The sequence below is a fragment of the Caulobacter sp. X genome (assembly GCF_002742635.1).
In the GTDB taxonomy this organism is placed as follows: Bacteria; Pseudomonadota; Alphaproteobacteria; order Caulobacterales; family Caulobacteraceae; genus Caulobacter.
The window spans coordinates 1,089,208-1,100,428 of sequence record NZ_PEGF01000002.1 but is presented as its reverse complement, the minus strand read 5'-3'; the positions used below and the strand labels follow the sequence as shown (position 1 = coordinate 1,100,428).

Sequence of the window (11,221 nt, the reverse complement as noted above, 5' to 3'; positions counted from 1 at the left end):
TTCCAGATTGGCACAGTCCAGCGCCTGGCATGGATCCTCCAGCAAGCTCCATGCGGCCGACCAAGGCCGCGAAGGAGCCGCCGGGGGACAAGCATGTTCCATCCCAGCACGGAACGACTGATCGACTACTGGCGTGATCGCCGGGGCGACGCCGCCTTGCCGCGCCGCACCGACATCAATCCGGGCGACTTCCTGGAGCTGCTGCCGCAGGTCTTCGTCCTGGGCCGAGACGGCGGTCGTCTGCCCTTCCGCCTGGCCGGCGGCTTCGTCAGTGATTTGCACGCGCGCGACCTGCGCGGCCAGGACGCGCTGTCGCTTTGGGCTCTGGCGCATCGGCTTGAACTGAAAAGCGCGCTGGACGTCGCCCGGAAGCGTCGCACGCCGGTGGTCGCCCTCGCCGATATCCGCGCCCTGGGCGTCGCTTCCGTCGGCATGGAGGTGCTTTTCGCCCCCCTGCGCGGCGCCAGCGGCGAGACCGACCGGTTCCTGGGCCTCTATCAGCCGATCGGCGCGACGGCCCGCCTGATGGGCCGCCCCGCCTACGAGCTGGGTCTGCGCGAGGTCCGGCCGTTGGGCGACGACAATCGCGACATGCCCCGCCTGCGCCTGGCGACCCTGGACGGCCGCCGGATCGCCTAGGGCTTAGGCGGGCTGAAACCAGGCGCGCCGCGTTTGCTCCTCAAAGCTCACTCAAACAACCGTCATTCCCGCCCTTGTGGCGGGAACCCCTGGTTCAGCTGATACGTGAGACGCAAGCGGACCGCTGGCGGTCCGCCCCTTCTGCACGTGCGGCCGATAGAGAGGTTCCCGCCACAAGGGCGGGAATGACGGTGAGATTGAGTTGGTCGGCTGAGGGTTGCCGCTAGGCCGCCGCCGCCGTCTCGTCGCCGTAGACCGGGACGTCCAGCGGGGCCAGCGTCTGCTTACCTCGGATCAGATCCGACGCCCGCTCGGCGATCATGATTGTCGGCGCATTGGTGTTGCCGCCGATCAGGTTGGGCATCACCGAGGCGTCGATCACGCGCAGACCCGAAAGCCCCTGCACGCGCAGCTGGTCGTCGACAACCGCCAGAGGGTCGCCGGCCACGCCCATGCGGCAGGTGCCGACCGGGTGGTAGATCGTCTCGGCCTTGGCGCGGATCCAGGCGTCGAGGTCGGCGTCGCTGCGCACGTCGGCGCCCGGCGCGTATTCGGCGTCGCGATAGGGATCGAAGGCGGCCTGGGCCACGGTCTCGCGGGCGATGCGGACGCCTTCGCGGATGGCGCGGCGGTCCTCGTCGGTCGACAGGTAGTTGGCCAGGATGGTCGGGTCATCGAACGGATCGGCCGAGCGCAGGCCGACCTTGCCCCGGCTCTCGGGACGCAGCTGGCAGACGTGCAGGGTGAAGCCGTCCTTCTCGACCACGACCTTGCCATGGTCCTGCATGATGGCCAGCACGCCGTGGATCTGCAGGTCGGGGCGATCCAGGTCCGGCCGCGACTTCAGGAACGCGCCGCTCTCCAGGAACTGCTGGCGGCCGATGCCCTTGCCAAACAGCATGTAGTTGAGGCCAACGCCCAGCTTGTTGAGGCCCTTGTTGGCCGAATAGGCGGTCTTCAGGTTCTTGGCGGTCCACGAGACGCAGACGTCCAGGTGGTCCTGCAGGTTGGCGCCGACGCCCCTGGACTCATGGGCGACCGCGATGCCTTGGGCCTTGAGGTCGTCCGGCGCGCCGACGCCCGAGAGTTGCAGGATGTGCGGCGACTGCACCGCGCCGGCGCTCAGCAGCACCTCGGCGTCGGCATAGGCGATCTTGCGCTCCGCGCCCTTGCCCACGACGTACTCGACGCCGACGGCGCGACGCTTCTCGATCAGGATTCGGGTCGTGCGGGCCTCGGTGACGCAGGTCAGGTTCGGGCGCGACAAGGCTTGGCTGAGATAGGCCATGGCCGCGCTCCAGCGCTTGCCGTCGCGGATCGTCAGGTCGTAGGGGCCGAAGCCCTCCTGCTGGAAGCCGTTGAAGTCCTTCGTCGTCTTGTGACCGGCCTGGCGGCCCGCCTCGACCAGGGCGGTATAGAACGGGCTGTCGGACTCGCCCTTCGACACGTGCAGCGGCCCCTTGTCGCCGTGATAGGCGTCGCCGCCGGCGTGGTGGGTTTCCGAGCGCTTGAAGTACGGCAGGACCTCGGCATACGACCAGCCGGTCAGGCCCATCTGCCGCCACTGGTCGTAATCGCGGGCATGGCCGCGGATATAGATCATGCCATTGATCGCCGACGAGCCGCCCAGCCCCTTGCCGCGCGGCCACCAGAGCTTGCGATTGTCGAGATGGGGCTCGGCCTCGGTCCAGAAGCCCCAGTTCTGCTCGCCCTTGGCCTTGATCAGCTCGCCGACCCCAGCCGGCATCTTGACCAGCACCGAGGTGTTCTTGCCGCCGGCCTCCAGCAGCAGGACCTTGATGTTGGGATCCTCGGTCAGGCGCGCGGCCAGCACGCAGCCGGCCGAACCGGCGCCGATGACGACGTAATCATAGCGTTCACTGGCCATGGCCCGGACGCCCTCCCTCGAAGGTTATCGTTGTTAAGGCGAGAGTGATCCGGCTTTCAGCCCGGCGCAAGATGTGCCGCAACGGAACGCTTAGACCCGGAAAACGCGAGTCTCGCATTTTAACTCTACCCGGAACCTGCTATATACAATCCATGGATGAACGGAGCGCAGTACGGCGCACCGTCCTGCCTTGCGGAAGACGCCTCCAGCAGGGTGGGTCCCTTCCCGCGTTCGGCCCTTCCCACGCGGGAAGCGGGAGCGCCGCCTTGCGATCCCCCAAGCGGCAGGCGGCGCTCCCACGGCGTTCGTTCCTGGCTTTGATTGTTAAGCGTCGACCGGCTTCAGATCGCGGGCGTAGCGCTTCCAGTTCTCGACATAGTGCAGGGCCGAGGCCTGCAGGATCAGCGCGTGCTGTTCGCTGATCTCCCGCACCACCTTGCCCGGCGCGCCGACCACCATCGAGTTGTCGGGAATCTCCTTGCCCTCGGTGATCAGGGCGCCGGCGCCGATCAAGCAGTTCTTTCCGATTTTGGCGCCGTTCAGCACGATCGCCCCGATACCGATCAACGAGCCGTCACCGATCGAGCAGCCGTGCAACATCACCATGTGACCAATGGTCACGTTCGCGCCGATGGTCAGCGGCGAGCCAAGATCAGTGTGAAGAACCGAACCGTCTTGGATATTGCTGTTCTCGCCAATGGTGATCGGATCGTTGTCGCCGCGCGCCACTGCGCCCCACCATATACTGGCGTTTTTCTTAAGAATAATGTTCCCCATCACGCTCGCCGTCGGCGCAATCCAATATTCGTCTTTCTCGGGCAGCGTAGGCTTTAGCTCGCCCAGGGAATATACATTCATCCGTATGCCTCATTTCTTGCCGGCGATTTCGTTATTAACGATCCATAAACCCTATGACCGCCATTGTAGTCTGGCGATTCAGGAGGGAACATTCCCCCAGCGGGAATCATTTCCTGATCGTGACGAGCCTGGGCGGCGACGCCCTTGCTCGCCCGCTGACGAAGACGAGGTGTCGCACTTGGCGTTTCGGCGTACAGCACCGTCCCCCGCCCACGGGGAGAGCTCCTCCGAGCCGCCCGGCCGCGTTCGCGGCTTCGTTCAAATCCAGCTCACCGCCAAGGACGACGCCTTACGGCCTCGTCCTTTTTTCATGCCCGAATGGAGGCTTTGATGACCAAGCGAGCCCTGAAGCGGATGGCGCGCGAAGGCGCGTACGAGACCGGCCAATACGACGACGCCAAGGTGCGCCGCCTGCCTGTCGATCACCGCGGCGGCTGGTCGCCTCTGCCCGATGAGGGAGGCGCGAGGGGAGATAGTCGGGACCAGAGCTATCTTAAAACGATAAAACCCAAATCGCCCGGCCAGGCGCAGCTGATGGAAGCGATCGACGAGAAGAACCTCGTCATGGCCCTGGGCCCGGCCGGCACCGGCAAGACCTACATCGCCATCTCCAAGGCCGTGGAGGCCCTGGAAGCCGGCCGCGTCAGCCGCATCGTGCTCTCGCGCCCCGCGGTCGAGGCCGGCGAGTCGATCGGCTACCTGCCGGGCGACATGGAGGACAAACTGGCCCCGTACCTGCGTCCGCTCTATGACGCCCTGACCGACCGCCTGTCGGTCAAGCGCATGCGGGCCCTGATGGCCGAAGGCGCCATCGAGATCGCCCCGGTCGGCTTCATGCGCGGCCGCACGCTGAACAACGCCTTCGTGGTGATCGACGAGGCCCAGAACTGCACCTACATGCAGCTGAAGATGCTGCTGACCCGCCTGGGCTGGCACTCGACCATGGTCGTCACCGGCGACCCGAACCAGTCGGACCTGCTGCCCGGCATCTCGGGCCTGGCCGATGTCGCCGCGCGGTTCGAGGAAGTCTCCAACATCGCCGTCGTCCGCCTGGCCGACCGCGACATCGTCCGCCACCCGCTGGTCGCGGAGATGCTGGGCGTTCTCTAGACTCAACCCTGGGGGCCGCTTCGTCCGAGGACGGAGCGGCTCTTCGAGAGTGATTGCGCTTTACAGCAGTCTAGGGTTGAGAGACGGTGACCTTTCTTCTCGAGCTCAGAAAGGAACGGTCATGTGGAAGCGTTCGTTTTTCGCCGCCCTCGTTCTCGCCGGCTTCGCGAGCATGGCCGGCCGAGCGTCCGCGCAGGAGAACTTTGGGGCCAAGCCCGCGGCGACGATGGGCGCCATCTACAATCAAGACAATCAGCGGATGCTCTTGCGTCAGAGCATGGACGATGAGGCCAAGTCTAACGTCACGCCGGAGCAGCGGCGCCGAGCCCAGAAAGCGGCCGGGATGATCAAGGCCAACCAGTGCGAAGACGCCTACAAGATGGCCTTGGCGGAAGAGGATTACCGCCTGGCCGGCAATATCGCGGTCGCTTGCAAGGCGAACGTGCGCCAGTAGGCGGCTAGCCAATTAAGGCTCACTGAAATCGACGCTTGAGTTTTAGGCGGTCGGACGTGCAAGGTCCGGCCGCCTTTCTACTTTTTTGGACATGTTCATGGCCGACTCGACCGCGCCGCGCACGGAATTGACCCTCCGAGGGGTGCTCCTCGGCATCGCCATCACCCTCGTCTTCACCGCCGCGCAAGTCTATCTGGGCCTGAAGGTCGGCCTGACCTTCGCCACCTCGATCCCCGCCGCCGTCATCTCGATGGCCCTGCTGCGGGCGTTCAAGACCTCGACCATCCAGGAAAACAACATCGTCCAGACGATCGCGTCGGCCGCTGGCACGCTGTCGTCGGTGATCTTCGTCCTGCCGGGCCTGTTGATGATCGGCTGGTGGGCGAACGTGCCGTTCCTGCCCACCTTCGGCGCGTGCGCCGTCGGCGGCATCCTGGGCGTGATGTACACGATCCCGCTGCGCCGGGCGCTGGTGACCAACTCCAACCTCCCCTACCCCGAGGGCGTCGCCGCCGCCGAGGTGCTGAAGGTCGGCACCGGCTCGCGCGAAGGCGCCGCCGAGGGCAAGGCCGGCCTGGTCGCCGTCAGCCTGGGCGCGATCGCCTCGGCCCTGTTCGGCGCCCTGGGCGCGGCCAAGCTGTTCGCCGCCGAGGTCGCGGGCTACTTCAAGTTCAAGGCTGGCGCGGGCGCGAGCGGCCTGGGCGCCTCCAGCTCGCTGGCCCTGATGGGCGCGGGCCACCTGATGGGCATCACGGTCGGCATCGCCATGTTCGCCGGCCTGTTCATCGCCTGGGCGATCCTGGTGCCGATCCTGACTCTCGCCACGCCGATGCCGGACGCCGACGCGGCCACCCACGCCCTGTCGGTCTGGAAGACCCAGGTGCGCTTCCTGGGCGCGGGCGTCATCGGCGCCGCCGCCATCTGGACCCTGGCCAAGCTGATCGGCCCGATCATCGCCGGCCTGAAGTCGGCCCTGGAGGCCGCCAAGGCCCGCAAGAGCGGCGCCGGCGACCTGCCCCGCGTGGAGCAGGACATCCCGATCGGCATCGTCGGCCTCGTCTCGCTGCTGCTGCTGGCCCCGGCTGGTTGGTTCCTGGCCCACTTCCTGGCAGGCGGCCCGATCACCAGCCTGGCCGCGCCGCTGGTCGCCATCGGCATCGGCTACCTGATCTTCGCCGGCCTGCTGGCCGCCGCGGTTTGCGGCTATATGGCCGGCCTGATTGGCTCGTCGAACAGCCCGGTCTCGGGCATCGCGATCCTGACCGTGCTGGGCGCCTCGCTATTGGTCGGCGTCGTCGGCCGCGGCCTGGTCGGTCCCGACACCACCAAGGCCCTGGTCGCCTTCGCCCTCTATGTCACCACTTGCGTCCTGGCGGTGGCCGTGGTCGCCAACGACAACCTGCAGGACCTGAAGACCGGCCAGTTGGTCGACGCCACGCCGTGGAAGCAACAGGTCGGCCTGGTGATCGGCGTGCTGTCGGGCGCCGTGGTCATCCCGTTCGTGCTGGAGCTGCTGAACCGCTCGAACGGCTTCGCCGGCGCGCCGAACCTGCAAGCCATCTCGGACCAGCCGCTGGCCGCGCCGCAGGCCACCCTGATCTCGACCCTGGCCAAGGGCGTGCTGGGCGGCGATCTGGACTGGGGTCTCCTGGGCTACGGCGCCCTGATCGGCCTGGCGCTGGTGGCCGTCGACACCATCCTGCGCAAGACCAGCAAGGACCGCCTCAGCCTGCCGCCCCTGGGCGTGGGCCTGGCCATCTATCTGCCCAGCACCGTCACCGCGCCGGTCGTGGTCGGCGCGGTGGCCGGCTGGCTGTTCGAGAAGATCGTCGCCAAGGACCGCGCGGCCGAGCCGGCCAAGCGCCTGGGCGTGCTGATCGCCTCGGGCTTCATCGTCGGCGAGAGCCTGTTCAACGTCGCCCTGGCGCTGATGATCGTCTCGACCGGCAAGGGCGAGCCCCTGGCCGTCTCCTTCGCCCCGCCCGAGCACGTCGGCATGATCCTGTCGCTGATCGCCGCCGCGGTCGTGGTGGTCGGCCTCTACCGCTGGGCCCGCAAGGCCGGCGCGAAGGCGCTGGAGGCGTAGGGGCTTCCGCGATCGACTAGAGAGAACCCCGGAAGGTCCGCCTTCCGGGGTTTTTCCTTGGGCGGCGCGCCCCCTCCGTCTCGTCGCTTCGCGCCGATCCACCTCCCCCGCGAGCGGGGCAGGAGGGGAGCCACGTCCTCCTCACCCGTGCAACGGGGGAGGTGTCGCGATGCGGATACGCGTCGTGACGGAGGGGGCGCTGCTTAACGCCCTAGCCCGCCGCCTTCACCACCGTGAACACCACCTCCCGCCGCCCCCGATAGCCCAGCGACTCGTAGAGCCCGATCGCCGTCTTGTTGTCGGCGTAGCTGTGCAGGAAGGCCTTGTCGCCGCGCGCCAGGATCCCGGCGGTCACCTCGCGCAGCAGACGGGCGGCGTAGCCCTGGCCGCGATGGTCGGGATGGACGCAGACGCCGCTAGCCTCGGTATAGCCGTCGGGCCGCATCCGCTCGCCCGCCATGGCGACCAGCTGGCCATCGACGCGGACGCCGATGAAGGCGCCCAACTGGTGGGTGCGCGTGAAGAAAGGCCCCGGCTTGGTCAGGGTCGCCAGGGCCAGCATCTCGTCCGCGTCGGCGTCGCCCAGCGGCGGCATGTCGAAGGAGACTTTCCAGGCCGGGGCCACGGTCTCGGCGACCATCTGCAGGCAGACGGCGCTGGAGACGACTTCGGTCCCGGGAATCGGCGGCGGGGCGGCTGGCTCGACAAGTCCGACGGGGCCCATCTCGCGCACCAGGTCACCCAAGGCGGCGAGGCTTGCGGGATCATTGTCTGGCATGGCGGCGAAGAGCCCGTAGTCGGGCTGCATCCGGATCGCGGGGCCGTGTCGGACGGCGAGGTGGGCCTGGCGGCCGTTTAGCGTGGCCCAGACCGGACGATCGAGGATGTGAGCGCTCATGTCCCCATTGAACAGGGACGACGGACGGGGATCAACGCAAGAGCGCGCCCCGTCCGGTCAGGATCAGACCGAAAAGATCAGTCCAGGTCTTCGGCCAGGATCGCCATTTCGAACATGAACGAGCCGTCCTCGTCCTCGTCCTGGAAGATGACGCCGATGAACTCGCCGGCGACTTCCACCTCGGCCGAGTCCTTCTGCTTGGGGCGCGGCTTCAGCTGGATGTGCGGGTTCCCGAAGGTCCGCTTCAGGTGCTTTTCGATCTTGGCGATGGTGTTGGCGTCCACGGGGGATCCTTATTCTTGGCTAGAAGCGCCCGGGGCGCGTCCTCGCCGCGAAACTAGCGTCCGGGGCGCGGGTGGCAAGCGGCTTCCGGTGGAACAGGTGTGGACGCTCCCTCAGCCCGCAGCCAATCGCGAAACAGAAGCGCCCGCTCAGACGCGCCCCGGCGCGGCGTCAGCGCCACGATCCAGGTCTGACCGGGCGCGAATCCCAGCGGCGCCACCAAGCGTCCGCTGGCGAGGTCTCGCTGCACGAAGGCCCATGGACCGATCGCCACGCCCAGGCCAGCCGCCGCGGCCTCCAACATATAGAAATAGTGGTCGAACTCCTGCTCGCTGGCGGCGACCGGCAGCGCCTCGGCGCCAATGTCGCGGATCCAATCGCTCCAGCTCTGAGCGTAGGTGCGGGTCAGCAGGCGCGGCGCCGCGCAAACGCGGTCAAAGTCCGCCAGGCCCGCCGCCAGTTCGGGCGCGACCACCGGCCCGTGATAGTGGCGCATGAAGGGATCGGCCGCGGAATCCGGATAATCTGGCTCTCCGGTCCGGCGGATCCGGATCGCGAGGTCGATTTGATCTTCCCGAAAATCGAACGGCCCGTTCGACTCCGCCACCCGCACTGGAATATCGGGATGCGCCGCCTGGAAGCGCGGCAGGCGCGGGATCAGCCACTTCATGGCGAAGGTCGGCAGGCAGGACACCACCAGCGGCCTGGGTCCGGCCTCCGCCGAGCGCGGCGTCGCCGCCTCGATCTGGTCGAAGGCCGGCGACAGGGCCTGGGCCAGCTTCAGCCCCGCCTCGGTCATGCGCAGGCGCGTGCGCGGCCCCTCGGTCAGGGCGACGCCCAGATGCTCTTCCAGCTGGCGAATCTGCCGGCTGACCGCGCCGTGGGTCACGCAGAGTTCGTCGGCGGCCAGCGTCATGCGGCCGTGACGTCCGAACGCCTCGAAGGCGCGCAGGGCGTTCAGCGGCGGCAGAGTGCGGCGGGCCATGTGAAAAAACCTCACAGAAGCCTGACGGATAAGTCGTTATCCGAGCGCGCGCAATCGCGGGATAAGGCGGACATGCCTCCCGTCGCTCCCTCCCGCATCACCCTGCCTCAGGTCCTGACGCTGCTGGTCATCTGGACGGCGGTCATCGTGAGTTTGGTGAAGCCTGCGAGCCATGAGGCGCGGACTATGGCCGCGAAAACGCCGCCGACGGTGTCGTGCGCCAAGGCGTTGAGAGAAGGCTAGACCCCAGACAGGGTTGAGCCCCGGCGGCGTAACGCGCGGCCGGGGCTCAGGTCCGCCCACTAGGTCGGGGGGGCGTAGGGGGGCGGACGATAGGTAAACGCCGTCCCCCGAACGCGGTTCCGTCTCAACGCGATGGCGCGGTCAGTTTGATCTCGAAAAGTTTCGGCCACAGCTTGCCGGTGACAAACAGCCGGTCGCCCGTAGCGTCATAGGCGATGCCGTTCAGAACATCGTCGCGCTGGCCGGTGACGCCGGCTTCCTTCAAGAGGCCGGCCAGCTCGATCCAGCCCAGCACCTTGCCCGTCTTGACGTCGATGCGGGCGATGCGGGTCGTCTGCCAGACATTGGCCAAGAGCTCGCCCTTCACCCATTCCAGCTCATTGAGGTTCCGGACCGGCACGCCGTCGTCGGTGACCTCGATCCGGCCGGTCTCCTTCAGGGTCTCCGGATCCAGGAAGCGGATGAACGAGGTGCCGTCGCTCATCATCAGCCGCTTGTCGTCGCGGGTCAGGGCCCAGCCCTCGCCCGGATAGCGGAACTCGCCGACCGCCTCGAAGCTGTCGATGTCGTAGATGAAGCCCAGCTCGTTGGTCCAGGTCAGCTCGTAGAGCTTGTTCTTCCAGTCGACGATGCCCTCGCCGAAGTAGCGGCTGTCGATCAGGCGCTCCTGCTCGACCGCGCCGGTCTCGAGGCTCCATTTGCGGATGAAGGAGCGGCCGGCCAGGCCCGTGCTCTCGAAGATGAAGCCGTCGTGGTAGAACAGGCCCTCGGTGAAGGCGGCCGTATCGTGGGCGAAGGCGCGCACGACCTGATAGCCGCCGACCGGCGCCGGCGCGGCCGCCGCCGGCGCGACAAGGCCAAGACACAGCGCCGCGCTCAGCAGCAGACCGGCGAGACGCATACGCGGAACCTTCAGCTTAGATGTCGTAGTCGCCGGAATAGACCATCTCGGCCAGGGTGTGGTCCATGGTCTTGGCCGGCTCTTCGCAGGTCGGGCAGTTGACCAGGCGCGCGGGCACGCCCGCGGCGGTGCAGTGCGGCGGCACGGGGCGCAGCACCACCGAGCCCGAGGCGATCTTGGCGTAGTCGCCGACCGTGATGTTACCGAGCACCTTGGCGCCGGCGCCCAAGAGGACGCCCTTGCCGATCTTGGGGTGACGGTCGCCGCGCTCGGCGCCGGTGCCGCCCAGGGTCACGCCGTGCAGCATCGAGACGTCATCGCCGACCACCGCCGTCTCGCCGATGACGATGCCGGTGCCGTGGTCGATGAACACGCCCTTGCCGATCCTGGCGGCCGGATTGACGTCGACCTGGAAGACCTCGCTGGAGCGGCTCTGCAGGTAGAAGGCCAGGGTCTCGCGGCCCTCGTTCCACAGCCAGTGCGAGACGCGATGGGTCTGCAGCGCCAGGAAGCCCTTGAAGAAAAGGAAGGGCTGGACATAGCCCTTGCAGGCCGGGTCGCGCTCGAACACCGCCTTCAGGTCGGCCTCGGCCGCCTCGACGATCGAGGGATCGCTGCGGAAGGCGTCGGCGGCGAACTCGCGCGCCGTCATCGCCCGCATCTCCTGGTCGCCCAGCTTGCGCGCCAACTGGAAGGTCAGGGCGTCGGCCAAATTATCGTGGCTCAGGATCACCGCGTTGAGCAGCGAAGCCAGGGCCGGCTCGGCCTTGGCGGCGTGTTCGGCCTGGTTGCGCAGGGCGACCCAGACGGGGGTTTCCGTCTCGGGGGTCACCACTTCCAAGTGCTTGGCCATCGGGCTCTCCCTCCCCAGCAGGCT

General features: G+C 67.5%; 11 protein-coding genes and 2 pseudogenes. 4 read left to right on the top strand and 9 right to left on the bottom strand.

Translation table 11 applies throughout. The features are described 5' to 3' along the window. Positions 1-93: 93 nt before the first annotated feature. The gene (locus tag CSW60_RS17530) at positions 94-639 is read left to right on the top strand and encodes a PAS domain-containing protein (RefSeq protein WP_099538478.1); all 546 of its coding nucleotides are present in this window, start codon (positions 94-96) and stop codon (positions 637-639) included. A 60-nt stretch (positions 640-699) separates the two neighbouring features. On the opposite strand, the pseudogene CSW60_RS24445 reads toward CSW60_RS17530, so the two are convergent. From CSW60_RS24445 to CSW60_RS17515, 3 genes and pseudogenes are all read right to left on the bottom strand, one after another. Beyond that, positions 700-837, bottom strand: a pseudogene (locus CSW60_RS24445) (hypothetical protein); the annotation flags it as partial. A 25-nt stretch (positions 838-862) separates the two neighbouring features. After that, positions 863-2,527 (bottom strand): choline dehydrogenase, encoded by a 1,665-nt coding sequence (locus CSW60_RS17520; RefSeq protein WP_099538477.1) that lies wholly within the window; start codon positions 2,525-2,527, stop codon positions 863-865. Positions 2,528-2,851: 324 nt separating this feature from the next. Further along, positions 2,852-3,385, bottom strand: a complete 534-nt coding sequence (locus tag CSW60_RS17515) for a gamma carbonic anhydrase family protein (RefSeq protein WP_099538476.1) — start codon at positions 3,383-3,385, stop codon at positions 2,852-2,854. Positions 3,386-3,703: 318 nt separating this feature from the next. On the opposite strand from CSW60_RS17515, the gene CSW60_RS17510 reads away from it, so the two are divergent. The 3 genes from CSW60_RS17510 (at position 3,704) to CSW60_RS17500 (ending at position 7,035) form a co-directional block, all read left to right on the top strand. Next, positions 3,704-4,495 carry a PhoH family protein gene (locus CSW60_RS17510; protein ID WP_099538475.1) on the top strand — a complete coding sequence of 264 codons (792 nt, stop codon included), beginning with the start codon at positions 3,704-3,706 and terminating at the stop codon, positions 4,493-4,495. A 121-nt stretch (positions 4,496-4,616) separates the two neighbouring features. Further along, entirely contained in the window at positions 4,617-4,949 is a 333-nt protein-coding gene (locus tag CSW60_RS17505) for a hypothetical protein (protein ID WP_099538474.1), read from the top strand. Positions 4,950-5,040: 91 nt separating this feature from the next. Beyond that, positions 5,041-7,035, top strand: a complete 1,995-nt coding sequence (locus tag CSW60_RS17500; protein WP_099538473.1) for an OPT family oligopeptide transporter — start codon at positions 5,041-5,043, stop codon at positions 7,033-7,035. 84 nt (positions 7,036-7,119) lie between these two features. Here the strand turns inward: CSW60_RS17500 and CSW60_RS23225 are convergent. The 6 genes and pseudogenes from CSW60_RS23225 to cysE form a co-directional block, all read right to left on the bottom strand. Beyond that, a pseudogene (locus CSW60_RS23225) lies at positions 7,120-7,237 on the bottom strand (hypothetical protein); the annotation flags it as partial. Between the two features lie 9 nt (positions 7,238-7,246). Next, positions 7,247-7,933, bottom strand: coding sequence for a GNAT family N-acetyltransferase (locus CSW60_RS17495; protein ID WP_099538472.1), 687 nt, complete (start codon positions 7,931-7,933; stop codon positions 7,247-7,249). Positions 7,934-8,010: 77 nt separating this feature from the next. Beyond that, complete coding sequence (locus tag CSW60_RS17490) at positions 8,011-8,217, bottom strand: DUF3126 family protein (RefSeq protein WP_013078225.1); 207 nt, start codon at positions 8,215-8,217, stop codon at positions 8,011-8,013. A 53-nt stretch (positions 8,218-8,270) separates the two neighbouring features. Then, a complete protein-coding gene (locus tag CSW60_RS17485; protein ID WP_099538471.1) occupies positions 8,271-9,200 on the bottom strand; it encodes a LysR substrate-binding domain-containing protein in 930 nt (309 codons plus the stop codon). Positions 9,201-9,567: 367 nt separating this feature from the next. After that, positions 9,568-10,344, bottom strand: coding sequence for a glutaminyl-peptide cyclotransferase (locus CSW60_RS17480; protein WP_369801032.1), 777 nt, complete (start codon positions 10,342-10,344; stop codon positions 9,568-9,570). A 16-nt stretch (positions 10,345-10,360) separates the two neighbouring features. After that, positions 10,361-11,197 (bottom strand): serine O-acetyltransferase, encoded by an 837-nt coding sequence (gene cysE, locus CSW60_RS17475; protein ID WP_099538469.1) that lies wholly within the window; start codon positions 11,195-11,197, stop codon positions 10,361-10,363. Positions 11,198-11,221: the final 24 nt, after the last annotated feature.

Excerpts from the sequence above, each read along its gene's own strand:
- CSW60_RS17505 (WP_099538474.1), top strand. The coding sequence starts at position 4,617 with ATGTGGAAGCGTTCGTTTTTCGCCGCCCTCGTTCTCGCCGGCTTCGCG.
- CSW60_RS17520 (WP_099538477.1), bottom strand. The coding sequence starts at position 2,527 with ATGGCCAGTGAACGCTATGATTACGTCGTCATCGGCGCCGGTTCGGCC.
- CSW60_RS17480 (WP_369801032.1), bottom strand. The coding sequence starts at position 10,344 with ATGCGTCTCGCCGGTCTGCTGCTGAGCGCGGCGCTGTGTCTTGGCCTT.
- CSW60_RS17485 (WP_099538471.1), bottom strand. The coding sequence starts at position 9,200 with ATGGCCCGCCGCACTCTGCCGCCGCTGAACGCCCTGCGCGCCTTCGAG.
- cysE (WP_099538469.1), bottom strand. The coding sequence starts at position 11,197 with ATGGCCAAGCACTTGGAAGTGGTGACCCCCGAGACGGAAACCCCCGTC.
- CSW60_RS17500 (WP_099538473.1), top strand. The coding sequence starts at position 5,041 with ATGTTCATGGCCGACTCGACCGCGCCGCGCACGGAATTGACCCTCCGA.
- CSW60_RS17515 (WP_099538476.1), bottom strand. The coding sequence starts at position 3,385 with ATGAATGTATATTCCCTGGGCGAGCTAAAGCCTACGCTGCCCGAGAAA.
- CSW60_RS17495 (WP_099538472.1), bottom strand. The coding sequence starts at position 7,933 with ATGAGCGCTCACATCCTCGATCGTCCGGTCTGGGCCACGCTAAACGGC.
- CSW60_RS17530 (WP_099538478.1), top strand. The coding sequence starts at position 94 with ATGTTCCATCCCAGCACGGAACGACTGATCGACTACTGGCGTGATCGC.
- CSW60_RS17510 (WP_099538475.1), top strand. The coding sequence starts at position 3,704 with ATGGAGGCTTTGATGACCAAGCGAGCCCTGAAGCGGATGGCGCGCGAA.